The organism is Nonomuraea antri (assembly GCF_013283785.1).
Lineage (GTDB): Bacteria > Actinomycetota > Actinomycetes > Streptosporangiales > Streptosporangiaceae > Nonomuraea > Nonomuraea antri.
The window spans coordinates 1-24,309 of the sequence record NZ_JABCPZ010000065.1 but is presented as its reverse complement, the minus strand read 5'-3'; the positions used below and the strand labels follow the sequence as shown (position 1 = coordinate 24,309).

Genomic DNA, 24,309 nt, shown 5'->3' with positions numbered 1-24,309 from the left:
CCGATGACCCCCCGCTCCGCCCGCCTGTTCTACCTTTACGCCGCGATCCTGCCCCTGGTCATCAGCACCATCGCCTGGGCCGTCGACCAGCCGGTTCGCATGACCGTCACGATTGCCGCAGCCTTGTGTGTCACCGCGAACTACTTGCTGCAGTACCGCGCCTACATGACCCTGACGGAGGTCACACGCGGGACGCGGCTCAGGGGCGAACTGTCCGTCGCCAGCCTGCAGATCTTCGCCGGCCTTCTCCTCGGCTACCTGATCGACAAGCTGTGGGATGCGCTGCCCGCCCTCCACGGAAACGAGTTCTGGACCGCCCTCGCCATCACCCTGATGTCGTTCATCGCAGTGCCGGTCTACAAGCACCGCCTGCACCCTGTCGTCTGGCTGCTGGCCGGCCCCTACCGGGTCCTGTTCGACAAGGGCGTCCTGTTGTTCTACGCCGCGCTCTTCACCTCCTCTCCCGGACTGTTGTGGCTGGCGTTGTGGCTGGCCCTCTTCGATCTGCCTCTTTCCCTCGGCATGGCGATCCAGTCGCGTTCCCCAGGCTGGGAGGCACGAGCCAATGACGCCCACCTCTACCTCGACAGTGATGCTGAGGACCGGCGGACTCTGTTTGAGGAGCCCTGGATGAAGGACTTCGTGCTCCGCCGGCCCGGCCGTCCCGACCTCGGCTTCATCCACACGCTCGCCCACGAGGCCGCTCGATCGGTCGGGCAGACCCGTGCCATGACCCTCGATCTCACCGGGATGAGCGCGTTCACCGGCCGCGCCGGGCTCCGTTCGCTCGACTGGGTCGATGCCGCCCTGCCCCTCCTCGACCGTGCGGAATCAGCCATCCCCGGCACGCCCGGCGCCCGCCGCCGCCTCAGGCTCGCCCGAGCCCACTGCGCATACGCCCGAGCCCTCGTCTACTTCGCCACCGGCCACCGTGACGAGTTCCGGGTGTCCTTCACCGAAGCGTGCACCATCTGGCGACAGGAAGGCCACCAGGACCTCGCCGCCGCGGAAAGCGTGGCGACCTACCTCAGCTCGGGCGGCGAGAACCTGTTCCGCCTCCTGACGCCCGCCGACGGCCTCGCCCTCCTCGACCCGCTCGTGCACGACCCCGCCCTCACCCCCCTCGCTCGGCGCCGCGCGCTGCTGGCCGCCTCCCTCGTCCACCAAGAGCTCGGCGACCCCGAACTCGCCACGCAGTTGAAGGCCGAAGCCTTCGCCCAACGGCAGCGCCGGGGCGACAGCCGCCGCCTCCTGGGGCAGTACCGAGCCGCCGGCCTGCCCCGTAAGCGGTCGGCGATCGCCACCACGGGCCGGCTCATGGACCTGGCGACCGGCCCGTTCGCCAACATCACGATGTTCGCCCCCGCAAGCGCCCCCACCATCGCCTTGAGCGATTGGCCACCGAGCCAAGCGCGCGACCGCGCCGCACGCGGCCTGCGGATGTGGGCTCTGGGACGCCGGGACAAGGCCGAGGCGTTGCTCCTGGAGACCGCCCAGCTGCTCCGGACCAGCGACCAGCTCATCACCGCGTTCTTCGTCCTGCTCGAACTGGGCCGCGCCCAGCACGGCACCGCACCCTCCCGCGCCTACCATGCACTCGATCAAGCCGCCGAGGTCTATGAGACGCTCCGGATGCGCATCCTGGACGATGAGTTGCGGCTCAGCACGGGGGCCGCCGTGGAACGTCTCACACTTCTCATCCTCGATCTGCTCCTGGACGCGCCGGGAGGCGACGGCGATTCCTGGCCGCGAGCACCGCGCGCGGAAGCGTTCGTCCTGGTCGAGCGAGCCCGTTCCCGTGAGCTGCTGGAACTGCTCGGCACCACCGTCCCGCCCGGCAGCACCACCCCACCCCATCTGCTCGCCGCCGAGGCTGAAGCGCGGCGGGCCGTCGCCGACAGCCGGGCCGCCCTCGCCGTCGCTGGCAGCCCCGCGGGCAGCGAGAGCGCGCTGCGTGCCCTGCGCGACGCGTTGTCGGCCCTCTCGGCGGCCCAGGCCCGCATCGCCGCCGTCGACCTGGCAGGCGATGAGTACGTGAGCCTGTCCCGGGGCACCCCGCTCACCTTCGCCGAAGTGAAGACGTTACTGCGCCCCGAGGAGTCCGGTTGAGAACCGTGCTGGCCGAGTACTTCGTCACCGAGCGGGAGACCCTCCTCTTCCTCGCGGACGCCGACGCCGACGAGCCACGCACAGAACGCATCCCTCTCACCCGCGACGACCTGCGCGCCCACATCACCGACCTGGCCGGCGCCGTGCACGCCGGCAAGACCTCAGCCGCCCAAGGAGCGCTGGCCGCGCTCACCGCCCCACTCGCCCAGATCAGCGCGCCCGGCGACCTCATCTGGATCGTCCCGCACGACACGCTGCACTATCTGCCGTTCAGCATGCTCGCCGTGGACGGCGCGCCCCTGGCCGCCCGCAACCCGCTGTGCACCACACCCAGCGCCACCGTCATGGGATACTGCCAGGCCAAGCACGACCCGTCGCGGCGCCGCGTGCTCGCCTACGCCGACTCCGCCTCCGACCGGCCACTGCCCCACGCCCGCCGCCAGGCCGAAGCGCTCGCCCGCATCTTCGCCGACGACACCGTCATCCGGCTCGGCCCCCACGCCACCTCCACGGCCCTCGAAACCGACCTCCGCCTCGGGCCCCATCGCATCATCCACTTCGGCTGTCACGGAACGTTCGTGCCCACCGCGCCCCTGCACTCCGGTATCACCCTCGCCGACGGCGAGCTCACCGCCGAGCACATCCTCAGCCGCTCACTCCCCGCCGACCTCGTCACCCTCAGCGCCTGCGAGAGCGGCGTCAACGCCCGCCACCCCGGCGACGAACTCGTCGGCCTCACCCGTGCGCTCATCTACGCCGGGGCGGCCTCGGTCCTCGTCACCCTCTGGGCCGTCGACGAACTGTCGACAAGCCTGCTGATGACCGACTTCTACCACGAGATCGCGGCCGGCACCGGGAAAGCCGTCGCGCTCCAGCGCGCCCAGAACACGCTACGGTCGATCAGCGGCGACGAGGTGATCCGCCGGTGTGAGCAGGCGCCGGGTTCCTACGCCGAGGACATCGCCGACGTGCGGTTCCGTTGCGGCGACTTCGCCGCGGCCCGCGACGCCTACAGCCGTCTCCTCGAGGCCGCCGACCCGCACGGCGACCACGCGGCCAGGCTCCAGGCGGCGGAGACCCGCAGCAGGTGGGCGGCCTCCGCCGCGGATCGTCCCCCCGACTACCAGCGGCGGATCTACAGTGATCCCTATTATTGGGCCGCATTCGTACTGGTTGGAGACTGGCGATGAACCCGACGCTGCTGTCCGAGGCCGACGGCTTCTTCACCGCCCTGCCGTGGCACATGGAAGTCGAAGCTGCCCGCAAGGCTCTGAAGTCCGGCAGCCTCGGGATCGTCCACGATGACGCCGGACATCCGGTCGCGGCCGTCCGCCACGCCGACCTGATCGACCTCGCCGCTCCCGACCTGCGCTCGGCTGTGCCGGGCCTCGCACCCGTCATCGAGGTGGACGCCGACATGACCTTCGCCGAGTTCGCCGCCTCCCCCTCCGTCACCCTGCTCGACCTCGACGCCGCGTACCTCGTCCTGCGGGACGACGAACGGAGCGTCGGGGTCGTCCCGGCCGAGGTGATCGCCGCCCACCTCGCCTCACCGGACTTCAGGCCACCGGCACCCGTCATGGCCGGAGGGGGCGGCCTCGGTGATACGACCCTTCCCGGACAACCGCGGACCGGCCTGGCACCCATCATCTGCCAGGAACCCGGATGCGGACATCTCAACCGGCTCGCCCAATACCGGCACGGCGCGCCACCCTGGTGCCAGCGCCAGGAACCGCCCCGCCACCGGCTGCGGACGGGCGGCTGAGGACGTGCTCGGTACCGTCGTCAAAGAGGCCGGTGGACTGCTCGACCGCCGCTTCTTCCTCAACGGCCTGCTGCCCGTGCTGGCATTCCTCGGCTGCTGTCTCCTCACCGTGGCGGCCGCGCGCGGCGGAGTCGTCGCCGCGATGACCACCTGGCAGCGCCAGGACGCCACCATCAAGACCGTTCACGTCCTGACGTTCCTCATCGTCGCGCTCCTCGCCGCCGCGTGGCTGGCCAGCGCCGCGACCACGCTCGTCCGGCTCTACGAGGGCTATTGGCCCGGCCTCGTCGGTCGTCCTCTGCGGGCACTCGGCCTGCGCTGGCACCGCCACCGCTCAGCCGCCCTCGATCCCGGCGACGACGCGGACTACGCCCGGCTCCACGCCGGCTATCCCAGCGACCCCGGCGAGATCATGCCGACTCGTCTCGGCAACATACTCAAGAACGCCGAACTCCATCCCGAGGACCGCTACGGCCTCGACGCCGTCGTCGTATGGCCGCGCCTGTATCCGTTACTCCCTGAAGAGCAACGCAGGACGCTCGTCGCCGCCCGCACCGAACTGGAGTTCTTCCTCACCATCTCCGCCCTCGCCGCCGTCTACAGCGCCGCCTCCGGGATCTTCCTGCTCTTCGCCGGCGCCGCCCCCAGCCTGTTCCTCCTTTGCCACTCCACCGGCGGCGCCGTCGCACTCCTCGCCTACCGGGCCGCTCTGCCCAGCGCACGGCTCTACGGCCAGCAGGTCAAGGTCACCTTCGACGTTCACCGTGCTCTCCTGCTCACAGCGATCGGCCGGCAGGACACGGCAGACGACGATGAACGTCTTGTCTGGCAAGCTCTGGCCCGCCACTGGTATCGCGGCATCCCCCTCGCCGCAACTTTCCACGCCGCCGCGAACCTTCCGCCTGAAGAGCCGGTCTCGAACGACCCGCCCGAGCCTCCCCGCCGGGCGCTCCCTCCGACAGCCGTCGTCCTCACAGCCTTCCTCGCCACGAGCACCCTCGGCGCCGTACTGCTGCAATGATCCACATACGATCAGGCGTTCCCACCAGGGAACGAATACTCGGGGGAGTTGCGAGCCCGTGCTGGTGGCCCGGCTCGATCAGACGCTCTCCAGATGTCCGGTCGCCAGCCTTCGCCGCGAAGTAGTACGTCCACAGTCTGCGGCCGCCGGTTGATCCCCGTCCATTCCCGTGCGGGAAGGCCGTAACCGACGGCGCATGCGTTTGTCAGTCTCTGTACATCTGCTTGTATCCAGCCTCCTCTATGGCGTCTGGGGTTCGCGGCTGGCGGAGTCACGGCGTGTGCCGGCGAAGACGGCACCGTCTCCGAAGCCGCGGGTGCGCTCGACGCCCGAGGGCCCGAACCCGAGGGAGAAGCCGTCCAGACCGGCGGTCGCGGCGAGTGGGCGCCGCGAGGGAGATGGGCAGCGGACGGGGGCTTCGTCGGATACGCGCAGGCCGGTCGGCGCTGCGCTGGCGTTCGGGCTGCTCGTCATGCTGGCGAGCGCTGCACTGATTGTGCGTCGGCGCCTTCGGCTGGGGTTGGACGTGCACGCGCCGTGTTTCCACCTCCATCAAGAACAACACGTACAGACGCTTCAGGAAGATCGTGTCGACGTGGAAGAAGTCACAGGCCAACAGTCCTTTCGCTTGCACGCGTAGGAACGTCCGCCAGGAGGTGTCCAAGCTTCGGGGAGCCGGACCGTCGGCGCGAACGCAGGATCCGTCTTACGGTCGCTTCACTGACATGAAGGCCGAGTCGGACCAGCTCACCGTGTACCCGCCGATACCTCCACCTCGGGTTCTCGGGTGCCAGACGGAGGACCAGTTCCCGGACTTCCATGGTTGTTCCGGGACGGCCGGCGCGGGGGATAGGTCCACGCCTGTTTGATCAAACGGCGATGCCAGGCGAGCAAGGTACCGGGGGTGACCAGCCGATGAGCTCGCAGCACCGTCGGTAGGAAGCGGGCCAAGGCCGCCAGGACCGCCCGCTCGGCCCAGTCCGGCTTCGGCCGGCCGACCTGACGCTTCAATACCGCCATCTCATGGCGGAGCACCATGATCTCGGCGTCTTTGGACGCTTGACCACGGCCCAGCAACACCAGCCGGCCGAACATCCGGATCAAGGTCAGATACAGCAGACGAACCGACACAGACCGCGATCTTGCCTGCGCGGCGCCTGGAGGTCAAAACCGCAGATCAAGCACCACGCGATGAGTTGTGAAGCGGTACAGGTTGCCAGACATCCCGCGGTGAGGAGCGTGGGCCGGATGTCGTCCGTGAGAGTGTCGACGACCCGCATGACCTGGCCGGCGAGTGCTGGTATCGCGTTCACATCTTCTCCGACTTGGTCGGGTTGTCGAGCTGGTTGGCCCAGGCGGCGATGTTCCCCAACCCCGTCATCGCCGAGTCGCTCCTGGACCGGCTGATCAACACCAGCTACCGGGTCTTCATGACGCCCCCAGCTATCGGCCGAACAAGCGCCATCTATGGCCGGGGGCGATCGGCGCTCCGCTGCCTCCTTCGTCCGCAACGCGGCATAGAGCACGGTCGCAGCCCCGTTCACAAGACGTTGTCTTCGAACCTGCCTGGTTTCGGTGATCGCATTCAACGCGCCACAGCACTTGCATAGACCCCTAGCCGTCAGGAATCCTTGACGATTATGACGTTCGAGTCCCCTGACATCCCCAACCACAAAGGCTTCGCCGCGCCAGTACTCCCTAACGGCGAGTTGGCCTCTTCCGCGAGCGCCTTCACCAAGACCTTCATCGGTTACCAGGCAACATGTTCTTGCGGATGGGCCGACCGGCGCCGCTTTCCGGCCACGCCGGAGGGAGCGAAGGAAGCGGAGTATCGGTGGTGGAGCAGGCATGTCCCGCCCCTCGCCGCCGCCGCCCCTCCCGTGGAGCTCGTGATCAAATCGAACCTGCTGTGCGAGCGGATCGTACAGCTGGCCGGTGAGCGTCCGCTCGCCGCCCTCACCCTGCTCAGCCAGGTGGAGAGCTGGCAACGCACCCTGCTCGACCAGGCCGTCGCCGGAGCCAAGGAAGCCGGCGCCACTTGGGCCGAGGTGGGAGAGGCAATCGGCATCTCCAAGCAGGCCGCCCATGAACGGTTCAGGGCAGCCACGACCGCACCGCTGGAGGAGTAGCGGGCCTCAGCGGTCCGGCGTGGCCTACGTGCACCAGGTGGCCGAGAATCCACGACGCTCGAGGCTCTCTCAGCCGAGATCACACTGGTAATCAGAGGTTCGAAGACAACCTCCCAGTCGGGCCCGGCGGGACGGGTTATCCAACGGTCACATCGACCACAAGGCAATGCCGAAGCGCCCAATTAGCCGCATACCGCCCGAACAGCGCTGCTGTCCTTCCTGAGCCACCCGCTTCGAGTGGCTCAATTACCCTGCGCACGAGCTGGCTCAATTGGCTGACATTCGACACCCAAGGGCACCCTCCCGTCTACACATGACACCCGTGACCTTTCTGTAGCCGAAAGTGTCACAACTTGGGCTCTTGTGCGAATGCGCGGGGCCAGGCGGATACTCAAAGCGAACGCGCTTTCCTCCGTCCATGAGCAGGTGATCCCTGTGCGCGACGGGTTCGAATCCCGCGAGTCCTGGCCCCTCGAGTGTCTGCGCTGTCTGTAGGTATGGGAGGAGGACTACCTCGTCCGTCACCTCGTCGACGACCACGGCAACGAGATGGAGGTCTGGCTCAGCTCCGGCGTACCCGTGCAACCTCCCTGGTCGGGAATGAGCTGCCCGGCCCGCGGAGCCTTCCATCAGACCTCTTTCCCCATGGGCTATCTGGAGCGCCATCCCGAGCTGACGGCGGCGCCCGAGCCCAAGCCGCTGGCCAAGGTGCCGGCCAGGCCCATCAAGGACCTCGACCTGCCGGTCGTGCGCCCGCCACTACAACGCCGGGTGCTCATCGCGCTGGGCGTGCCGGTGATCGCCTTCGCGGGGTACGAGCTCTACCAGTACGTCCTGGCCCCCACCATCCACCACCACTGAGCGCCTCACCAGGTGATGGGCAGCTCGTAGACCCCGTACACCTGGCCGTCGTGCTTGAACGGAGCCTGCTCCAGCTCGCCCGCCAGAGTCAGCGTGCCGTAGACGACCTGCAGCTCCAGCCGGGCCGGGCGGCTGGCCCAGGCACTGGTGGACGCGGAAGCCGAAGGCCACGTGGCGGCGGGCGTCGCGCCACAGGTCCAGCTCGTCCGGGTGGGCGAAGACCCCGGGGTCGTGGTGGTTGCCGATGTCGTTGGCCATGATCATGCCCTCGCCCGCGCGGATGACCTGACCGGCGATCTCGATATCCTCCAGCGCGACGCGGCGGCGTCCACTGTGGGTGATGTTGAGGTAACGCAGCAGCTCCTCCACCGCCCCCCGCGATCACCCCGGGGTCGTCGCTGTCGCGCAGCAGGGCGAGCTGGCCGGGATTCCGGAGCAGCGCGAGGGTGCCGAGCGCGATCATGTTCGCGGTGGTCTCGTGCCCGGCGATCAGCAGCAGCACGCCCATCTGGGCCGCTTCCGGACGCGTCAGCTCGCCCGCCTCGACCCGGCCCTCGGAGTGGACGAACGGAAACGTACGCCAACGTCTCGTTCGCCCAGCCCACGTGGGACGTGGGCCGGGATCGGAGTGGCCAGGTCAGCAGGTGGCGATGGTTGTCGTGAGCTCCCGGCCTGTTCTAAGTGAGCGTCCGGCCAGTGGCATCGGCGTCCGCGCCATCGCGTGCAGTGTGTTCTCCACCAGCGTGACGACCGGGGCGGCGCCGTGCTTCTCGCTGGCCCGCAACAGCACTTTGAGCAGGGCGGCGAGCACATGGATCGCGTCACGGTCCGCTTCGGAACCGGACGGGTGGCAGAACCGCCGTAGATCACCTGGGAGTCGCTCACGGACGGGACAGCGCACCGCTGCCCGCCGTGCGGCGTGCACTGCCGGCCTTGGTCCGGCAACCACGACGGCCAGCGGGGAACGTCCATGAACGGGGAGGTGCTGTGCCGGGGACGGCCAGGTGACACCCCGTCGGCCGCCAGAAGTCCGTCGAGCTGACGGACCAGTTGGAAGGAGGGCTGCCTGGCCCCGACTTCTACCTTGCTGATCGCGCCGTGGTCGTATCCCACGCGCTGGCCGACCTGAAGCTGGGCGAATCCCGCCTGCCGACGCCATAATCGCAGTTGCCTGCCGAAGTCCGGCCACGATGCCAGGCCCTCGTCGATCCGCCCCGGATGTCCTCGGCCTCCATCAGACCTCCTGCGGGACGGTTCACCATCCGGCCATCTGGCGGTCCGGATCGTAACACGCGATGCTTGCGCCGGTCGCTGAAACAGCGCCGCGTGCCGGGTGATGTGCGGCAGGGGTTTCGGGGCTTGGCGCCCGGGAACGGTGCCGGGATGCGAGGCCCGCGAGGCGGGCCACATCTTGTCATGGCCGGTTGCGTGGGTTCGTGATGTCGGCCCTTGGCACGTTCCGACCGCAAGGATCTCGAAGGAAGCGCCATGCGCATTGACGTGCACGCCCACTGCTACCCGGCCGACTACCTGGACACGCTGCGACGCTACGGATCCGACGCCACTGACGTCGCGCGGATGCCATGCGCCGGTTCGACCGGCGACGACATCGACGCCCGGCTGCGCATGATGGACCAGGCGGAGGTGGACATGCAGCTCCTGTCCGCCACTCCCCAGCTGCCCTACTTCGACGATCCCGAGCACGCCATCAGCGCAGCCCGGATGGTCAACGACCTGTACCGCGAGATCGTCCGAGCCCATCCCGGGCGGTTCGCCGCCCTGGCCGCCGCCCCGCTGCCGCACGCAGAGGCGGCCGCGGCCGAGATCGCCCGCGCCATGGACGAACTCGGCTTCCTCGGCGTCGGCATCTCCACAGTCGTGCTGAACCGCACCCTCGGCGACCCCACCTTCGAACCCTTCTGGGCCGCGTTGGACCGCCGGAACGCGGCGGTGTTCGTCCATGCAGCCGGCACGGGCCTCGATTCACCGCTGATCTCCGAGCACGGTCTCACCTGGATCGTCGGGGCCCCGTTCGAGGACGCCGTCGGTGTTCTGCATCTCCTGCGCGCCGGAGTCGCCGCCCGCCATCCCCACATCCGCTTCATCGTCGCGCACCTCGGCGGGCCGTTGCCCTTCCTGATGCAGCGCATCGACGACAACTACGACCAGTGGAACGAGGCGTTCCCGGACCGGCCCAGCATCTTGCTGCGCCGCATGTGGTTCGACACCGCCAACTTCCACGCCCCCGCCCTGCGCTGCGCCGTCGCCAGTTTCGGCGCCGACAAGATCATGCTTGGCAGCGACTTCCCCTACTTCCGCGACGACCTGTACACGCGCGCGGTCCGCTACATCGCGGAGGCCGATCTTCCCTCCGAGCAGACCCGCCTCATCCTCGATGACAACGCCGCGCGGCTGTTCAACCTGAACAGCTGACAACAGGGCCGCTCCAACTTGGAGGCGTACGGTAAATCGAGATCGGACACCCCTGGGTTCGGCTGGGTGCCGGACGAGTCGTCGGCCCGTCTCCCCAGACCAGAGACCCGTCAGGAACAGCGGGGTGTCCGGGAATACCGCAGCTCATTCCCAGACACCCGCGCGTGCACGACCTGGCTCCCCTCGCCCTGGCGCGGGCCCGGTGCTCAGCCTGAGAAGCAGCGGCAGGACGGGCCGCCAGTTCAATGGCTACGGCAAGCCGTCGCACACCCTGACCTTCTCGCCGACTTCTACGGTCACTGCCTGCGCTATCGCGAGCTGGCCGCTGCCCTGCGCGATCGCCAACAGGTCCTGGAGCCGATGACGGCCGCCGAGCTGCGCGAAGCGATCCTCGGACCAGCCAAAGCGGTCGGCCTGCGTCCAGAACCCGGATTGGTAGAGCTCATGCTGCAGGACCTGGGCGAATGCGACAGCGACGGGCAGGTCGGCCAGGAGCGCGGAGCGGGCGTGGGCGCAGTTGCGGCCCGACGAGCAGGACGTGGCACACCGGTTGCTGCTGCGTCTGGTCCGCATCGGCGAGGATGGACACGACACCCGCAGACGGGCGAGGCACACCAAGCTGATCGCATCGGTGGCGGACGGCACCGCCACCGCGCGGGCGCTGGAGGTGCTGGCCAGCCAGCGCCTGGTGACGGTGGACGTCGACGGGGTGGAGATCGCCCACGAGGCACTGCTGTGGGCCTGGCCGCGACTCAACAGGTGGATTGATCAAGACCGCGCCGGGAATGTGGCCCGGCAGCGGCTGGATGAGGATGCCGCAGTCTGGGATCGGCACGGCCGTGACCCCGGGCTGCTGTATCGCGGTACCCGTTTGGAGGCCGCCCGCCAGCTCACCGGGCTGACGCAGGTGGCACAGGAGTTCCTCGCCGTCGCAACCCGGCTTCGGCGGCGTACTCGGTGGGCGCGGGGCGCCGCGGTCACCATGGTGATCGTCCTGGCGATCGTCGCCGCCGGTGCCGCGGCGGTGGCCGTTCACCAGCGCGACGAGGCGATCTTCCGGCAGGTGCTGGCCGAGGCCGACCGGATGCGCGCGAGTGACCAGTCTTTGTGGGCGCAGCTGAACCTGGTGGCCCGCCGGATGAGACCCTCTGACAGCAGCGTGTCCACCAGGTTGATCTCCACCCAGCATGCACCCCTGCACACCCCGCTCACCGGGCACACCGGTGCGGTCTACCTGACCTCCTACAGTCCAAATGGGCGGTTGCTGGCCACCGCCAGCCATGACCAGACCGCGCGCCTATGGGACGTGCGCGACCCGGCGCAACCCAAGCCGCTCGGGTCTCCCCTTGCCGGGCACACCTGCTGGGTGACCTCCGCGGTGTTCAGCCCCGCCGGCCGCCTGCTGGCCACCGCCGGCGACGACCAGACCAGACCATCCGGCTGTGGGACCTGCTCGACCCAGCCCGGGCAAAGCCCCGCACAACACCCCTGGTCGGACACCAGGCGCTGGTGCACACCGTCGCCTTCAGCCCCGACGGACGCATGTCCCTCAATACCGTCAAGCGCTACGCCCGCACCCGCGAACCCGCGGCCTTACGCCGCGCTCCGCGCTACCGGCCCACGCTCGTCGATCCTTACCGCGATCACCTGCGTGAACGGCGCGCCACCGACCCCGCCGTTCCGGTCCGGCAGTTGTTCCGCGAGATCAAACAGCTCGGCTACACCGGCAGCCCCAACCTGCTCAACCGCTACATCACCCAAGGCCGAGCCGAAGGAGAGCGGCCCGTCATCACTCCGCGCCGCCTGGCCCGCCTCCTGCTCACCCGACCCGACCGGCTGCGGGACAGCGACGCCCAGCTGCTGCAGGAACTCACCGCCGCCTGTCCCGAGCTGACCGCGCTCGCCCGCCCGGTCCGCGACTTCGCCGCACTCTCACCCCGACCGACGGCAATGACGACAAGCTCACCGCCTGGATCACCACCCTCCGCGCCGCGCATCTGCCTCATCTGCACGGCTTCGTCAACGGCCTCGAACTCGACCGCGACGCCGTGAACGCAGCCCTCACCCTCTCGCATCACAACGGCCGGACCGAAGGCGTCAACACCCGCACGAAGAGGATCATGCGCCAGATGCACGGCCGTGCCGGGTTAGAAGTTCTGGCGGGAGTCGAAGTCAACGAATTACTGCAAATACTACGAATATGAGGAGAAGTTCAAGGAGAATTATTCAGGAGTCTATGACTGTGACGAGTATCCGTACGCGTCCACCAAGCAGGGAGCAGCGAAGGACAAGTTGAACTATTCCGTGCGCGGCGTTGATCTACATCAGAATCGCCGTCACGGCAACTATCTCAAGACCTTCTACTCTCAGTATCGGCTGACTGTCGACGAAGTCGGCGACAATGCGGAAGACAGCCCATATTGGATGCTGATCGAGCCGTAGCCGGCGCATAGCGCGCTGCGGCGCGCGGTATATTGACGTGTGGTTGCCGGGTGAACAACTCGGCAACCAAACGTTCCTCTTCACTCCAGCCGTCCTGACGACGGAGAATGCGATGGCGGCATGGCCAGGTTGATGCCTTCGGAGAATCAATGGGACCTCTTGCGGGAGTTCGGGCTGAGTAGTGGGCTCGCCGGGATATGGGTCGAGGGCGACGACCCTGAGGAGTTGGCGCGCCGGTTGCGGGTAGATCCGGGCACGCGTGTGGAGTGTGGCTTCGCCGAGGCTATGGCCAGATACGAGGCATCCCTGGAAGACGAGGTCATCTGGATCGGATCCCATACGCCCGGTTGGACCCACATCCTTTGGCTCAGCAGCTTTCATACGGGTGCGGAGGCGAAGGCGCTCAGCGCGGGCGGGCGACGACTCCTCACCGTGTATTACAACGGTGGGCTGTTCGAACTCGACGATCTATACCTGTATCAGGACGGAGCGCTTGTCGATGAGATCAATCCTCCCTATGCCGACGGCGCACCGGTGACTGTGCCGGAATATGCCATGTATGCGGAAGGGCTTGAGTTGGAGCATGGCATGCGCAGCCAGCAGGAACTTCACCTAATTCTCTGTATGGTTGGGCGGATCACGGGGCGATTCCTTGACCGGGAGTGGTTCACCGCGACACGGACTCTATATGAGATACCTCGAGACGCGTGGAGTACCTGAATCGGTTGTGGGTCGCGCCAGGGGTGGATTCGTACAAGGCCACGGGTGTCGGCTTTGAACTCCTCCGAGTAGTCCTCCACCGCCCATCGGTGGTCTTCTCGCGGCGGATCAGCCATTCGCCGTCGGCGTCGTAGACGAATGCGGTGGTGGCCACGGCCTCGGTGACCTGGGTGAAGTGGCCTTCGGCGTCCCAGTCGAGGGTCTGCTGCTTGGGGCCGACCTGGCGGCCGGAAGAGTAAGGTTCGGACGCCATCGGCCGGGCCCGTTCCTTCACGCCTCCTCTTCGACGTGCATTCCAGCATCCTGCCCGGCGCGTGCACTGCGGCGGGTAGCCGGGGTTCGGCGTGCCCCGGTGTCCCGGCTCACTCCGTCCAGCCGGCCCACCCTAACAGCTCGCAAAGATTGTACCCGTCCGATTTTGAGGCGGCGGCGCCGTCGGTGCGCCTCACCCTGCTGGCCGCGTTGTGCCAGGTGCGGCAGTCGGAGCTGATCGACGGGCTGGTGGAACTGCTGATCCACCCCGTGCACAAGATCAGCGTGCGGGCGGAGAAGAAGGTCGAGGGCGAGCTCAACGCCGAGTTCCGGCGGGTGCAGGGCAAGAACGGGATCTTGGTGAAGCTCGCGACGGCGGCGCTGGAGCTGCCGGAGGAGATCGTCCGCAAGGCGTTGTATCCCGTGGTCGGTGAGCGGACGCTGGAAGACATCATCGCCGAGGCCAAGGCGAACGAAAAGGAGCTGCGCACCCGGGTGCGGACCAAGCTGCGCGGCTCCTACACCCACCACTACCGGCGCGGCCTGCCCAAGCTACTCAAAGCGGTGCGGTTCCGCTCCAGCAACGACACCTTCAAGCCGGTGATGGACGCCCTGGACCTGCTGCAGCGCTACGACGGCTCCGACGCCGACTTCTACGCCGCCGCCGAGGCGGTGCCGCTGGAGCACGTGGTGCCCGAGGATTGGCGCGACGCGGTCCTCGACCCCGACAGCGGCCTGGTGGAGCGCATCCCGTACGAGCTGTGCGTGCTGGTCGCGCTGCGCAAGGCCATCCGGCGCCGCGAAATCTGGGTGGAGGGCGCCAACACCTGGGCGCAACCCGACGAAGACCTGCCCGCCGACTTCGAGGACAAGGGGTGGCCCGCGCCGGGCGCGGGCCACCCCTTGGTGCTTACGGGCCGGTCTGGGTGAGCGCGACGATGACGTGGAGCAGGCCAATGATGGGTTGTTGGGGCTGGGTAAGGTTCCGGCTCTGGCCAAACGTCGCGCCGCCATGTGCGTGGGCTTGGAGGAGCGAGGCGGGGAGAGAAGTGGTCCGGCGTTCAACTGCCGAGGGCGCGCTTTTGTGGGTGGATCGTCTCGCCGAGGGCGAGCATGTCAACGAACTGGGTGATACGGCGGGCTCGGGTCTCGGCGCGTTTGGCGTTCGTGATCCGATAGAGAACGGCGTAGCGGTTTTGGGAGGTGAGGATGTCGAACATCGCTTGTGCCTGGGGTTTCGCGGCCAATGCGGCGGCCAGGTCGGCTGGTACCTCGATGCCGGCTTGTCCCGCGTAGGCCGTGTCCCAGCGGCCGTCGGCCTTGGCGTGTTGGACCTCGGCCATTCCGGCCGGATGCATCCGGCCCTCGCCGATCAGACGGGTGATGATGGAAACGTTCCGCGCTGACCAGGGACTTTGCCTTCCGCGAGGGGTGAAGCGCCGGGAGAAGGTGATCTCATCCCGCCGTCGTAGCCGGCCATCGATCCAGCCGTGGCACAGGGCTTCGTCGAGCGCCTGGTCATAGGTCAGGCTGGTGGGCCGGGTCGTGTTCTGCTTGGCGAGGACCAGCCACACCCCTGCCGAGCTGTCGTGGTGCCTGCTGAGCCACTCCCGCCAGGCTCGGGCATCGGCAACGGTCAGTTCCAGTAGTTCGTTGCTCATCGTCATGGTGCCCCTGCTGATCATCAAAGGGATGGTTGTCGGCGGTCACCCGAAGGTGAGAGCCCAGAACGGGGGCCTGCCGGCAGTGGCGCTGGATCGGCCAGCGGTTGAGCCGGCCGATCTCGTCCTTCGCCACGTCGCCACCGCGTCCTCTGGACGGATGACGGCCGCCCGCCTTCACCAGGCCTTGCCGGCCTGCTCCCGGATCGTGTGGTTGATCCGGTTGAAGAAGTTGGTGATTGCGATGTTCAAGATGATCGCCGACATCTGCTTCTCGTCGAAGTGAGTGGCAGCGGCGTCCCAGATCTCGTCGGTCACGCCCGGCGCGCCGTCCTGGATTCGGGTGGCGGCCTCGGTCAGCGCGAGCGCTGCCCGCTCCTCCTCGGTGAAGAACGGGGTCTCGCGCCAGGTGACCACGCTGTGCAGCCGCTCGTCGGTCTCTCCATGCTTCTTCGCCGACTGGACGCCGGCGAACACACACGGGCTGCAGCCGTTGATCTGGCTGGCCCGCAGATGGACCAGCTCGAGCACGAGCGGGTCGACGCCACCGGCGTGAATCGCCTTCTGGAGATGCTGGACCGCTGTGATCACGTCGGAATTCGCCACGCTCTTCATGCGTGCTTCCATCAGTGTTGCTCCTTCATCGGTTACCTCGGCCCGTCCGGTTCCGTCATCTAACGCACCTTGGCGGAGGTCATCGTCGTGATGGACTTTCGGCCGAGGAGTTCTCGGTCATGCCGGCGACGTTACGGTATGACCCGGTCAGAAACGGTCCTGGTTATCGAGCAGACTGTCAGCCATGGTCAACACCTCGGCGCGGCTGCTGCAGTTGCTGTCTTTGCTGTCAACGCGGAAGTCCTGGACGTGCGCTGATCTGGCCGCCCAGCTGGAGATCACCGAACGGACGGTTCGCAGGGACATCGCCCGGCTACGTGAACTCGGCTACGGCATCGAATCGGAGATGGGCCCATGGGGCGGCTACCACCTCGGGCCCGGAACCAGCATTCCGCCACTGATCCTTGACGAGGAGGAGGCCCTCGCGGTCGCTGTCGGGCTGCGCACCGCCGCCTTCAGCGGAGTCTCCGGCAGCGACCAAGCAGCCCTGTCGGCGCTGCTGAAACTACGCCAGGTGCTGCCGGCCAGGATCGCCGACCGGCTCGGCGAGCTGGACGCCGCGTTCACCCACACCGCACGACCCGACGACAGCCAGATCTCCCCCGCGCTGCTCCTGGACCTGGCCACCGCGTGCCGACGAGGCGAACGTACCCAGTTGACCTACCGCGACGGGGCCGGAACGACGTCCACCCGCCGAGTAGACCCCCACCGGCTCATCTACACCGGCCGCCGCTGGTATCTCCTCGCCTACGACCTGACGCGGCAGGACTGGCGCACCTTCCGGACCGATCGCATCATCGATGCCACAGCCACCGGGCAGGCCACCGCCCTGCCCGACCCGCCAGATCCGGCCCAACTGGTCGGCACGGGCATCGCGCTGAGGCCCTACCCGGTGCGGGTGACCATCCGCCTGGCCGTACCGGCCGATGAGGCCCGCAGGCTGGTGCCACCAACGGTCGGCGTCCACCACCCGGACGGCGATGACGCAACGATCATCGACATCGGCGGGCCAGACGCCGACGGCCTGGCCCGCTACCTGCTCAGCCTCGGCCGACCACTTCAGATACTGCACCCGGAAGAGGTCCGCCAGGCATTCCTCACCCGCACACAACAGCTCCTCAACGACAACCAGTAACACGAACACCCGCCGATCGCTGACACGCCTACCTGCAGTGACGGATGTTGCCAGCCACCATGAAGTGCAAATTCGATCTTGGCTGTCTCAATCGACGGATGCTGAGATTCCGCGTTGTCGCGTACATGAGAGGAAAGATCAACCGCCCATGTCTACGAGGGCCGGCGATGACCAGGCAAGGATCGCATTCACCAGGCCGCCGTCGATGACCAGGTCCTGGCCATTGATGTAGGACGCCTCACGGGAGGCGAGAAACGCCACTGCTGTGGCGATCTCCTCCGGCTGGCCGAACCTCCCCGCCGCGATACGACCGGTGATGGCCGCGGTCTCCGTCTCGCTCAACGCCGCGGCGGGATACATCGGTGTGTCGATGTATCCGGGACTGATCGAGTTGACGCGGATGCCCCGGGGTGCGAGATCCGCCGCAAGGGTGCGGGCCAGGTTGTGCACGGCCGCCTTGGTAGCCGAGTACAGCGTGAGGATGCCGTTGCCGCGGTGCAGGGTCCAGGAGGCGTTGATGACAATGGAGCCGTTCTCGGCGATCAGCGGCAATGCCTTCTGGATCGTGAAGAACACACCTTTGAAGTTCACGTCAACGGTGTGATCGAAGTCGGTCTCGGTGATGTCGGCGAAGGGTGCGAAGGCGCCCACTCCGGCGTTGGCGAAGACGACGTCCAGCCTGCCGAATCGCGTCCTGATCGTGTTCATCAGGGCGTCCAGAGCCTTGAGGTCGGCTGTATCTGCCACCACGCCGAGAGCGCACGGGGCGAGCACGGCGGTGGCCTGGTCCACGCGTCGCCGGGTGCGGCCGGTGACGATCACGTGGGCGCCCTCGGCGATGAGGCGGTGTGCGGCGGCCAGTCCCATGCCGCTCGTGCCGCCGGTGATCAGGGCGGCCTTGTCGGTGAAGCGTGTCATGCGAGTGCTCCAGAGATCCAGTCGGCGGCCGTGGCCAGGCAGTCGGGGCGGGCGTTGCCGAGCAGGTGGTCGCCATGAGGTAGGGACACGTAGCGTCCGTGCGGTGCCAGGCGGGCCAGCGGCTCGCCGTTGGTCACGCCGGGGATGACGTCCTGGCCGCCGTCGATGACCAGCAGCGGGCAGGTGATCTGCGGGGCGAGGGCGGACACGTCCACCTGGCCGGCGAAGCGGCGGGCGGCCTCTTCGCTACCGGCCCGCTGGATGAGGAGATCCCGTACGGGAGGTGGCAGGACGTCCCAGTACAGCCGGAAGGGGCCACTGATGGTGACGGCGGCCGCGACGCGGCTCTCCCGGGCGGCGCTTTCCGCGACGTAGTAGCCGCCGAGGCTGAGCCCGACGAGTCCCACGTTGCGCGGGCGGAGTGTGTCGATGACCTTTCCGATCACGTGGTGGTAGTCGGCGCGGACGGTGCTGGTGGCGGCGAGCGCGCCCTGTCCCGGCCCGTCCATGGCGAACACGGCGAGGGCCCCGGCGCAGCAGGGCGGTGACGAGGTACGCCCGCTGCGGATCGACGTGTGGGGCCACCTGTACGCGCCCATGCGCACCCTGGCCCAGGTGGCGACCGGCAAGCCGCGGCTGGAACTGGGCCACGGCCGAGACCTGCCGTCGGTGATCACCGCGCTGCTGCACGGCGACATCGACGCCGCCTTCGGCCGCGTCCACGCGCCGCTGCCCGCCGGGCTGCCCCATCCCCTGGTACGGCTGGAACCCGTGGACGCCATCCTCCACGCCGATCATCCGCTGGCGAACGCGCCCGCGATCCGCCCGGCGCAGTTGCGCGACGGCGTACTGTGGACCCCCGGCGCGCTCCACAGGCTGGACTTCCTGCACCGCTTCGCCATGGCCTTCGGCATCCACCAGCACGCCGAAGGCACGAACCTGGGACTGGACCGCTTCCTGGCCGATCTGGCAGCCGACATGCACCGCTTCAGTCGGCTGCCCGCAGACATACTCCTCCCGCCGCACCCGGCGATCCGCTCGATCCCGCTGATCGACCCCGCAGCGCTGTACGCCTGGTCACTGCTCTGGCGCGACAACGGCGGCCACCCACTGCTGAACACCTTGACAAGCGCCTTCGTGACGGAGGCCGAGCGCAACCGATGGCTGGAACACGATCCCACCCGCGATTGGCTACCCGAACGCCACAGCACGGACGCCAGCGCTTTGACGACATCATGAGGAGCCTGGCCGGCCCACGGGCCACACGCGAGTGAAGGCGATCGCGTAGTTAGTAGGCGGCGCAGAAGCATGAGGTGGCGCCAGAACCACCGCACCGTCCCGCCCGGAGGTCCGCTCACGCCGCGGTGAGATCGAGCCGGGTTTCCATGTCCAGCCGGAACCGGCCGTAGAGGTTCTTATCTGGACAATCGCTTGAGATGACCTTGGAGTTTCTCCTCATTGATGCCCCTTCGTCGCATACGTTGACCCACATCCCTGCTGCCGCAAGGCGAGGAGGCCGAGATGCGGGTCGTCAAGGAGAGGGAGGGCGGCATCGTCCGCCGGGTACGGCTGGTCGATGAGGCGGGCGAGCCGGTAAGCCCTGTCTGCCGGTTTCTGGCGCATCTGGCCGATCGGGAGTTCTCACCGAACACGTTGAGCGCGTACGGCTACGACCTGCGCTACCTCTTCCTGTTCCTGACGCAGGAGGGCCTGGACTGGCAGGAATTCCGCCCGCCAAACGTGCTGCGGCTGCTGGCATTTCTACGGCGGCTGCCCAGCCGCCGTCCAGCGCAGCGACTGGGCATGGCCGTGGTCACCGATACCGGGGAGTGGCCTGGCCGGCTGCTATCGCCGGCGACCGTCGATCGGATCCTGGCCGCAGTCTCCAGCTTCTATGACTGGGCGATCGTCGCCGACGAGTACGATCACGGCGTCTCCCCGGTTCAGGTACGACCCGACCCGGCTCTGGCCAGGGTGCCGAACCGTCACCAGCCCTTCATGGGAAAGGCCAGCACCCAGCGGCCGGTGCGCCGGGTCATCCAGGTCAAGCGGCCACGGCGGCTGCCCAGGCCCATGGGCGACCCGGAGGTGGAAGCGCTGCTGTCGGGCCTGAAGATACTGCGCGACCTGGCGATGCTGCTGCTCATTCTGGACGGCGGCCTGCGCCCCGGCCGGTCGGCGTCGGTGAGCTTCTTGCGCCACTTCGGCTCGGCCAGGACGATCTGCACCATCCGGGTGTTCAGGTAGACGATCGCCGCCTGGACCCGGTGAAGTCCTCGTTGGCCGAGTTCCAGTTCTCCAACACGTTGAGGCCCTCGTGGATTTCGCGGCGCAGTTCCTCCTCGGCGAGGTAGTCGCAGATTATGTGGAATCTGTTTTGTCAAGCCGCGTAGATCGGTTGCGGTCAGTCGGGTGCCGGATCCCCGAGCAGGAGGACCGCGCCCTTCGCCGGCCCCAGGGCCCCACCAATCCTCCAGCGCTTTTGGAAGCCGCGCCCGCAAGCACCGCCAATAGCGCGGCGAAATCGGGAGAGGCTGTGAACACTACAGGGCTCCTTCACCGGATCCGAGACGACCCGCGGCGCCCGGCCCGCTCAGCTGCAGCGCGTCCGCGCAAGCATCCTGCACCCCGACCGGTGCGGCTGAGCGGGCCGAGCGCCGCCGTCCTGACCCGGTACGGATGGGAGACCCGATGACCGTCCGCATCGACCGTCCGCCGCACCCTTGCCATGCACGCGACACCAGCCGGCCGACCCCCTACGGCGTTCGATCGGCATCACCGGGAGGTCCACGTCCCGCTCGCCCGCCGGCTACAGCGAGCCGGCTTGCACATTGTCGGAATAGTTCATCGCCAGCCCAGGGACGTGGCCGACGTTCACGAGCTCCAGCAGCCGACGGTGGTGGATGCCCAGATTGTCCAGGACCAGGCGGGTCCGAGGGGTACGGCGCCGGGCTGCGGACAGGAGGAGCCGCACGGTGTCCAGGTCGAGTTGTTCCAGCCGGGACAGTTCCAAGTGGATGTCGGCGGCGACATCATCCAGCCCGGCCAAGGCCTGCTGCAGCGGCTGATGGCTGCCGGCGTGCAGGGCGCCGGCGATGCGCAGGCCGGGCGGCTGGTAGGTGCGGAAGATGCGTACCTGCTCGTCGTGGTAGTCGGGGTCGGGTCCGACGTGGCCCTGGTGGACGGCGTGCAGTTCCCGCAGGGTCGGGGCGGGGAACAGCCGGCGGTCGTACTGGCAGATCGCCATGGCCCGGGCGGTGGCGAAGACCCGGCCCACCTCGCGTTCGTAGAGGATGAACTGCTCGATCGCGGGCAGACGCAGGGCCCAGCTCGTCTCGCCGGTGGCGCGCAGCGCGGTGAAGCCTTCGCTCACCGCCTTGGCCGATTCGTACATCAGCAGTTCGATCATCGCGTCCGGGTCGAACGCGTCGCCTGCCAGGTAGGTGTCTTCGGCGCGGGCGAGGACGAGCTGGCTGGCGTCCAGGAACAGGTGAGGCTGGCCCCGGGTGCAGGCGTTGATCAGGTCGGGCACATGCGCGGAGTCGGCCGAGTCGGCGATGTAGAGTACCTTGTCCCCGCCTGCCAGCCCCTGGCGCAGGTAGGGCAGCAGGACCTGGGCGCGTTCCTGTTCGCAGGAGTAGGTGAAGCAGAGGTGATCGCCCCAGCGCATGCGGCTGACCTCGGTCGGTTCGATGAACATCTGCATGGTGCTTCCTCAATCGTCCTGGCCGGCCGTGCCGACATCGACACCGCCGAGCGAAGGGGGCTGCCGGACAGGGCCTGCAGCTGAGCTGGTGCCGTTGCCGTCGTGGAAGTCGCCGGTCCAGAAGTCGGATGGCAGGATGAGCCCGATGGGGAAGGGCCGCCGGGAACGGCGCGCCTGAGCGTGCTGGCCGACGGCGGCGATGGCCTGCTCCAGGTCAGGGTGCACGTGTAGCACCGCGCCGACGCCGGTGATCTCCAGCAGGCGCAGCACCAGCGGTTGCACGGCGGCCAGATGCAGGCCGCCCCTGCCTGCCTGCTCCAGCCGCTCGTGGGTGCGCATCAAGATGCGCAGGCCGTTGCTGTCCAGGAAGGACAGTGCGCTCAGGTCGAGAATCAACGACTCTTCCTGCTGGAGGTGGATCTGGCCCAGGTGGCGCTCCAGTTCGGCGGCGCTCGTGCGGTCGAGCTCGCCCGCCACCTGGAGGAGAGTAGCGTCCGGCAGTTCGCGGTGTGTTACCGACAGGACGCTCACGAGGAGGCCCGATGTGGCGGCAAGAGGACGTGGCCGCAGGGTGCTTGTGCCGACCTGCTCGGCCCCGTCCTGGTGGTGCGCGCGAGAAGCGACATCCAAGTCCCTGCTGATGGGTGGAGCCGGCGGCTTCGTCTGCTCTCACGGTAACCCCAGAGCACACTCGCAGGAAGGAGCATTCCTCCCTACTTCTTCCGGCATAGACCCGGCGACAACTCTGGACTCGCCGAGCTGGAGGAAGGAGCATGCCTGGGGCGCATTCCAGCCGGGCGACGCACGAACCACCGGGTCAGCCCTGCCCAGCCGCTTCGCCATCGCCGGCAGGCTTGTAGCCGCCGTCATCGACGGGACCAAGGCCCGCAACGGCCGCTTCGGCAGCCGACAGGCTGGGATACAGCTCGAGGATGCTGTCCAGCCGAGTACGGCGCAGCCGCTGCGCCAGCATTCCGCCGGCATCGGCCACCACCACCCGGCCACCCTCGCGCCGGATCGCCTGATGGACGTCGAGCAGAGCGCGCAGCACGGCCTCGTCGCAGAAAGTCAATCGAGTGGCGTCCACGATCAGGTGCGTCGGCTGCGTGGACGGCTCGGGGTCGGCCAGCCGTGCCGTGAGCAGCCGGCGCAGGTCGGCGATCGCCTCAGCGTCCAGGCAGCCCATTAGCGTCACGATCAAGGCAGGCCCTCCCTTCGTGACCAGATGCCTGACCTCGACACGCGACGCGCGCGAGCTGTGATCGCCGGGTGGCGGGCCGGCGCGACCCTGGTGTGGCATGTCGTCTCCCGGATGGGTCACCTTGGTTCGCATGGCCCCTTCCACCCGGCACGGTGTTCACGCCCCAGCGCTGGCAACGAGCGCGCCAGGCCCGTGGCCTCACGTGGCAGGGCGGGCTGCCACCGTCGCGGCGAACAGGGCCTGCTCCAGCGTGGCGTGCAGACTCAGCCGGGCGTCCAGCCCAGTGATCTTCAGCAGGCGGGCCGGGCTGGGATGCGGCGCCGCCACCCGCAGCTCAGCGCCGCCCCGGACCGTCTCCGTCCGGCAGGCCAGCACCGCGCGCAGGCCGTTGCCGTCCATGAAACGCAGCCGCGCCAGGTCGAGCACCACCTGGTCGGCCGGCCGTTGACGGGCTTGGGCCACGAAGGCGGGCAGCTGATCATGGTTGGTGGTGTCCAACTCGCCCGCCACCGTGACCACCGTCACCCCGGGCAGATGCTGATGGGTCAGGGCCAGCGGCGTCACAGCACGCCTCCCGGCCTGCTCGGCACCGGCTCGGCCAGGCCGAACAGGATGGCGCCCGCGTGGTCATGGGCGTGGTGGACTTGAACTCGCGGTTTGCGCGGTCGGCCGCGCGCTTCACGCGCGCTCTCGGTCAGGACGGAGGCCAGGACGGAGGTCCGGCGGCGGGTCTGGTCGAACCGGTGCCGCAGGTCGCACCCCTGCTCGCGCCATAAGCCGGCGGCAACGCCAGAATGCTCGAGAACCGTCCGATCGCTCATCAGGCGACCGATTCCGTCTCGTGCCTGGCGCCGGCGGTGCCTGCGGCGGGAACGATGGCGGCCTGACCGGCTCTCAGGTCGTGTCCGCACCTCGGCGTTCTCCCCTGCTGATCGGGCCCGGTGCCCGGGGCACCCGACGGTAACTTGCACCGGAAATTCATGGAAGAGTATTTCCCGATATGATGTTCGTTATTCGGGAAGTGCGTCTCTGCCGGAGAGGGCGACGCGGACATGGACGGCACCGACGACCACACCGACCCCAAGGAACGGCGCTCCACCTGGGCGTTTCTCACCAACCACGCCCGCGTACTACTGATTCTGGCGCGGGAGCCCGAGGCACGCATGCGTGACATCGCCGAGGCGATCGGTATCACCGAGCGCGCGGCCCAGAACATCGTGACCGACCTGGAGCACGATGGGTATGTGCAACGTGAGCGCCAAGGCCGCCGCAACCGTTACACCCTCGTCCCCGGGCGGCACCTGCGCCGCCCCACCGAGCAGACCGTCCCCGTCCAGGCCC

28 protein-coding genes and 6 pseudogenes are annotated in these 24,309 nt (G+C 68.1%); 18 read left to right on the top strand and 16 right to left on the bottom strand.

The annotated features are described in order from the left end of the window. Nucleotides 1-3: 3 nt before the first annotated feature. The 4 genes from HII36_RS22235 to HII36_RS22220 are packed head-to-tail and all read left to right on the top strand — an operon-like array spanning nt 4 to nt 4,895. Nucleotides 4-2,109: a hypothetical protein gene (locus HII36_RS22235; RefSeq protein ID WP_173525157.1), complete on the top strand. Its 2,106-nt coding sequence runs from the start codon at nt 4-6 to the stop codon at nt 2,107-2,109. A 5-nt stretch (nt 2,110-2,114) separates the two neighbouring features. Further along, nucleotides 2,115-3,299, top strand: a complete 1,185-nt coding sequence (locus HII36_RS22230) for a CHAT domain-containing protein (protein WP_328807823.1) — start codon at nt 2,115-2,117, stop codon at nt 3,297-3,299. Continuing rightward, nucleotides 3,296-3,874, top strand: coding sequence for a hypothetical protein (locus HII36_RS22225; protein ID WP_173525155.1), 579 nt, complete (start codon nt 3,296-3,298; stop codon nt 3,872-3,874). The genes HII36_RS22230 and HII36_RS22225 overlap by 4 nt, the downstream gene beginning before the upstream one ends. 4 nt (nt 3,875-3,878) lie before the next feature. Next, a complete protein-coding gene (locus HII36_RS22220) occupies nt 3,879-4,895 on the top strand; it encodes a hypothetical protein (RefSeq protein WP_173525154.1) in 1,017 nt (338 codons plus the stop codon). 605 nt (nt 4,896-5,500) lie between these two features. Here the strand turns inward: HII36_RS22220 and HII36_RS59260 are convergent. Further along, the gene (locus HII36_RS59260; protein ID WP_217369815.1) at nt 5,501-5,716 is read right to left on the bottom strand and encodes a hypothetical protein; all 216 of its coding nucleotides are present in this window, start codon (nt 5,714-5,716) and stop codon (nt 5,501-5,503) included. Then, nucleotides 5,643-6,026, bottom strand: coding sequence for a hypothetical protein (locus tag HII36_RS22215; protein ID WP_217369820.1), 384 nt, complete (start codon nt 6,024-6,026; stop codon nt 5,643-5,645). The genes HII36_RS59260 and HII36_RS22215 overlap by 74 nt, the downstream gene beginning before the upstream one ends. Nucleotides 6,027-6,535: 509 nt before the next feature. Here HII36_RS22215 and HII36_RS22210 point away from each other — a divergent pair. Together HII36_RS22210 and HII36_RS22205 are read left to right on the top strand one after the other, a co-directional pair. Beyond that, nucleotides 6,536-7,024 (top strand): hypothetical protein, encoded by a 489-nt coding sequence (locus tag HII36_RS22210; RefSeq protein ID WP_173525153.1) that lies wholly within the window; start codon nt 6,536-6,538, stop codon nt 7,022-7,024. Nucleotides 7,025-7,669: 645 nt separating this feature from the next. Then, nucleotides 7,670-7,885 (top strand): hypothetical protein, encoded by a 216-nt coding sequence (locus tag HII36_RS22205; protein ID WP_173525152.1) that lies wholly within the window; start codon nt 7,670-7,672, stop codon nt 7,883-7,885. On the opposite strand, the gene HII36_RS56780 is transcribed toward HII36_RS22205, so the two are convergent. The 3 genes and pseudogenes from HII36_RS56780 to HII36_RS59255 all read right to left on the bottom strand — a co-directional run. Further along, nucleotides 7,784-8,254 carry a cytochrome P450 gene (locus HII36_RS56780; RefSeq protein ID WP_328807821.1) on the bottom strand — a complete coding sequence of 157 codons (471 nt, stop codon included), beginning with the start codon at nt 8,252-8,254 and terminating at the stop codon, nt 7,784-7,786. The genes HII36_RS22205 and HII36_RS56780 overlap by 102 nt on opposite strands. 268 nt (nt 8,255-8,522) lie before the next feature. Then, entirely contained in the window at nt 8,523-8,696 is a 174-nt protein-coding gene (locus tag HII36_RS56775) for a hypothetical protein (RefSeq protein ID WP_236003748.1), read from the bottom strand. A gap of 212 nt (nt 8,697-8,908) precedes the next feature. Beyond that, a pseudogene (locus HII36_RS59255) lies at nt 8,909-9,295 on the bottom strand (helix-turn-helix domain-containing protein); the annotation flags it as partial. Between the two features lie 78 nt (nt 9,296-9,373). Between HII36_RS59255 and HII36_RS22190 the strand changes: the two are divergent. The 3 genes and pseudogenes from HII36_RS22190 to HII36_RS59245 all read left to right on the top strand — a co-directional run. Continuing rightward, nucleotides 9,374-10,318, top strand: a complete 945-nt coding sequence (locus HII36_RS22190) for an amidohydrolase family protein (RefSeq protein ID WP_173525150.1) — start codon at nt 9,374-9,376, stop codon at nt 10,316-10,318. Nucleotides 10,319-10,384: 66 nt separating this feature from the next. After that, nucleotides 10,385-10,723: pseudogene (locus HII36_RS59250) on the top strand (nSTAND1 domain-containing NTPase); the annotation flags it as partial. Nucleotides 10,724-10,856: 133 nt separating this feature from the next. Next, nucleotides 10,857-11,105 (top strand): annotated as a pseudogene (locus HII36_RS59245) (nSTAND1 domain-containing NTPase); the annotation flags it as partial. Nucleotides 11,106-11,350: 245 nt separating this feature from the next. Here HII36_RS59245 and HII36_RS55795 read toward each other — a convergent pair. Next, nucleotides 11,351-11,500 carry a hypothetical protein gene (locus tag HII36_RS55795; RefSeq protein WP_217369814.1) on the bottom strand — a complete coding sequence of 50 codons (150 nt, stop codon included), beginning with the start codon at nt 11,498-11,500 and terminating at the stop codon, nt 11,351-11,353. On the opposite strand from HII36_RS55795, the pseudogene HII36_RS59240 reads away from it, so the two are divergent. The 5 genes and pseudogenes from HII36_RS59240 to HII36_RS22160 form a co-directional block, all read left to right on the top strand. Next, nucleotides 11,457-11,735: pseudogene (locus tag HII36_RS59240) on the top strand (WD40 repeat domain-containing protein); the annotation flags it as partial. The gene HII36_RS55795 and the pseudogene HII36_RS59240 overlap by 44 nt on opposite strands. A 125-nt stretch (nt 11,736-11,860) precedes the next feature. Continuing rightward, a pseudogene (locus HII36_RS22175) lies at nt 11,861-12,522 on the top strand (transposase); the annotation flags it as partial. After that, nucleotides 12,509-12,760 (top strand): annotated as a pseudogene (locus tag HII36_RS22170) (NucA/NucB deoxyribonuclease domain-containing protein); the annotation flags it as partial. The pseudogenes HII36_RS22175 and HII36_RS22170, both read left to right, overlap by 14 nt. A gap of 120 nt (nt 12,761-12,880) precedes the next feature. Then, the gene (locus HII36_RS22165) at nt 12,881-13,480 is read left to right on the top strand and encodes a hypothetical protein (RefSeq protein ID WP_173525148.1); all 600 of its coding nucleotides are present in this window, start codon (nt 12,881-12,883) and stop codon (nt 13,478-13,480) included. A gap of 438 nt (nt 13,481-13,918) precedes the next feature. Then, a complete protein-coding gene (locus HII36_RS22160) occupies nt 13,919-14,662 on the top strand; it encodes a hypothetical protein (RefSeq protein ID WP_173525147.1) in 744 nt (247 codons plus the stop codon). A 131-nt stretch (nt 14,663-14,793) separates the two neighbouring features. Here the strand turns inward: HII36_RS22160 and HII36_RS22155 are convergent, their stop codons facing one another. Together HII36_RS22155 and HII36_RS22150 are read right to left on the bottom strand one after the other, a co-directional pair. Continuing rightward, complete coding sequence (locus tag HII36_RS22155) at nt 14,794-15,417, bottom strand: YdeI/OmpD-associated family protein (RefSeq protein WP_217369813.1); 624 nt, start codon at nt 15,415-15,417, stop codon at nt 14,794-14,796. 153 nt (nt 15,418-15,570) lie between these two features. After that, entirely contained in the window at nt 15,571-16,020 is a 450-nt protein-coding gene (locus tag HII36_RS22150; protein WP_106247733.1) for a carboxymuconolactone decarboxylase family protein, read from the bottom strand. A 172-nt stretch (nt 16,021-16,192) separates the two neighbouring features. Between HII36_RS22150 and HII36_RS22145 the strand changes: the two genes are divergently transcribed. After that, nucleotides 16,193-17,143, top strand: a complete 951-nt coding sequence (locus HII36_RS22145; RefSeq protein WP_173525146.1) for a helix-turn-helix transcriptional regulator — start codon at nt 16,193-16,195, stop codon at nt 17,141-17,143. Between the two features lie 138 nt (nt 17,144-17,281). Here the strand turns inward: HII36_RS22145 and HII36_RS22140 are convergent, their stop codons facing one another. Next, nucleotides 17,282-18,061, bottom strand: coding sequence for a glucose 1-dehydrogenase (locus HII36_RS22140; protein WP_173525145.1), 780 nt, complete (start codon nt 18,059-18,061; stop codon nt 17,282-17,284). Beyond that, entirely contained in the window at nt 18,058-18,570 is a 513-nt protein-coding gene (locus HII36_RS22135) for an alpha/beta fold hydrolase (RefSeq protein WP_217369812.1), read from the bottom strand. Before HII36_RS22135 ends, HII36_RS22140 begins: the two co-directional genes overlap by 4 nt. On the opposite strand from HII36_RS22135, the gene HII36_RS22130 reads away from it, so the two are divergent. Together HII36_RS22130 and HII36_RS22125 are read left to right on the top strand one after the other, a co-directional pair. After that, the gene (locus HII36_RS22130; protein ID WP_217369811.1) at nt 18,569-19,300 is read left to right on the top strand and encodes a type 2 periplasmic-binding domain-containing protein; all 732 of its coding nucleotides are present in this window, start codon (nt 18,569-18,571) and stop codon (nt 19,298-19,300) included. The two genes, HII36_RS22135 and HII36_RS22130, sit on opposite strands and share 2 nt — an antisense overlap. Before the next feature lie 282 nt (nt 19,301-19,582). Further along, nucleotides 19,583-20,308, top strand: a complete 726-nt coding sequence (locus HII36_RS22125; RefSeq protein WP_217369810.1) for a site-specific integrase — start codon at nt 19,583-19,585, stop codon at nt 20,306-20,308. Here HII36_RS22125 and HII36_RS22120 read toward each other — a convergent pair. The 6 genes from HII36_RS22120 to HII36_RS22095 all read right to left on the bottom strand — a co-directional run bounded on the left by HII36_RS22120 (nt 20,301) and on the right by HII36_RS22095 (nt 23,789). Then, nucleotides 20,301-20,423 carry a Tn3 family transposase gene (locus HII36_RS22120; protein ID WP_456238020.1) on the bottom strand — a complete coding sequence of 41 codons (123 nt, stop codon included), beginning with the start codon at nt 20,421-20,423 and terminating at the stop codon, nt 20,301-20,303. The two genes, HII36_RS22125 and HII36_RS22120, sit on opposite strands and share 8 nt — an antisense overlap. 447 nt (nt 20,424-20,870) lie before the next feature. Beyond that, nucleotides 20,871-21,767 (bottom strand): MEDS domain-containing protein, encoded by an 897-nt coding sequence (locus HII36_RS22115; protein ID WP_173525144.1) that lies wholly within the window; start codon nt 21,765-21,767, stop codon nt 20,871-20,873. Between the two features lie 9 nt (nt 21,768-21,776). Beyond that, nucleotides 21,777-22,298, bottom strand: a complete 522-nt coding sequence (locus tag HII36_RS22110) for an STAS domain-containing protein (protein ID WP_173525143.1) — start codon at nt 22,296-22,298, stop codon at nt 21,777-21,779. Between the two features lie 286 nt (nt 22,299-22,584). Beyond that, nucleotides 22,585-23,100, bottom strand: a complete 516-nt coding sequence (locus HII36_RS22105) for an STAS domain-containing protein (protein ID WP_173525142.1) — start codon at nt 23,098-23,100, stop codon at nt 22,585-22,587. Nucleotides 23,101-23,166: 66 nt separating this feature from the next. Then, nucleotides 23,167-23,532 (bottom strand): STAS domain-containing protein, encoded by a 366-nt coding sequence (locus HII36_RS22100; protein ID WP_173525141.1) that lies wholly within the window; start codon nt 23,530-23,532, stop codon nt 23,167-23,169. Next, a complete protein-coding gene (locus HII36_RS22095) occupies nt 23,529-23,789 on the bottom strand; it encodes a hypothetical protein (protein WP_173525140.1) in 261 nt (86 codons plus the stop codon). The genes HII36_RS22100 and HII36_RS22095 overlap by 4 nt, the downstream gene beginning before the upstream one ends. Before the next feature lie 231 nt (nt 23,790-24,020). On the opposite strand from HII36_RS22095, the gene HII36_RS22090 reads away from it, so the two are divergent. Then, on the top strand, nt 24,021-24,309 hold a 289-nt coding region (locus tag HII36_RS22090; RefSeq protein ID WP_173525139.1), incomplete at its 3' end, for a helix-turn-helix transcriptional regulator.

What these genes read in the sequence shown, in the direction of transcription:
- HII36_RS22095 (WP_173525140.1), bottom strand. Translation starts at nt 23,789, where the DNA reads ATGAGCGATCGGACGGTTCTCGAGCATTCTGGCGTTGCCGCCGGCTTA.
- HII36_RS59260 (WP_217369815.1), bottom strand. Translation starts at nt 5,716, where the DNA reads ATGGAAGTCCGGGAACTGGTCCTCCGTCTGGCACCCGAGAACCCGAGG.
- HII36_RS22125 (WP_217369810.1), top strand. Translation starts at nt 19,583, where the DNA reads ATGCGGGTCGTCAAGGAGAGGGAGGGCGGCATCGTCCGCCGGGTACGG.
- HII36_RS22155 (WP_217369813.1), bottom strand. Translation starts at nt 15,417, where the DNA reads ATGATCAGCAGGGGCACCATGACGATGAGCAACGAACTACTGGAACTG.
- HII36_RS22225 (WP_173525155.1), top strand. Translation starts at nt 3,296, where the DNA reads ATGAACCCGACGCTGCTGTCCGAGGCCGACGGCTTCTTCACCGCCCTG.
- HII36_RS22130 (WP_217369811.1), top strand. Translation starts at nt 18,569, where the DNA reads ATGGCGAACACGGCGAGGGCCCCGGCGCAGCAGGGCGGTGACGAGGTA.
- HII36_RS22105 (WP_173525142.1), bottom strand. Translation starts at nt 23,100, where the DNA reads ATGCGAACCAAGGTGACCCATCCGGGAGACGACATGCCACACCAGGGT.
- HII36_RS22165 (WP_173525148.1), top strand. Translation starts at nt 12,881, where the DNA reads ATGGCCAGGTTGATGCCTTCGGAGAATCAATGGGACCTCTTGCGGGAG.
- HII36_RS22150 (WP_106247733.1), bottom strand. Translation starts at nt 16,020, where the DNA reads ATGGAAGCACGCATGAAGAGCGTGGCGAATTCCGACGTGATCACAGCG.
- HII36_RS22135 (WP_217369812.1), bottom strand. Translation starts at nt 18,570, where the DNA reads ATGGACGGGCCGGGACAGGGCGCGCTCGCCGCCACCAGCACCGTCCGC.
- HII36_RS22140 (WP_173525145.1), bottom strand. Translation starts at nt 18,061, where the DNA reads ATGACACGCTTCACCGACAAGGCCGCCCTGATCACCGGCGGCACGAGC.
- HII36_RS22205 (WP_173525152.1), top strand. Translation starts at nt 7,670, where the DNA reads ATGGGCTATCTGGAGCGCCATCCCGAGCTGACGGCGGCGCCCGAGCCC.
- HII36_RS22190 (WP_173525150.1), top strand. Translation starts at nt 9,374, where the DNA reads ATGCGCATTGACGTGCACGCCCACTGCTACCCGGCCGACTACCTGGAC.
- HII36_RS22145 (WP_173525146.1), top strand. Translation starts at nt 16,193, where the DNA reads ATGGTCAACACCTCGGCGCGGCTGCTGCAGTTGCTGTCTTTGCTGTCA.
- HII36_RS22115 (WP_173525144.1), bottom strand. Translation starts at nt 21,767, where the DNA reads ATGCAGATGTTCATCGAACCGACCGAGGTCAGCCGCATGCGCTGGGGC.
- HII36_RS22210 (WP_173525153.1), top strand. Translation starts at nt 6,536, where the DNA reads ATGACGTTCGAGTCCCCTGACATCCCCAACCACAAAGGCTTCGCCGCG.
- HII36_RS22235 (WP_173525157.1), top strand. Translation starts at nt 4, where the DNA reads ATGACCCCCCGCTCCGCCCGCCTGTTCTACCTTTACGCCGCGATCCTG.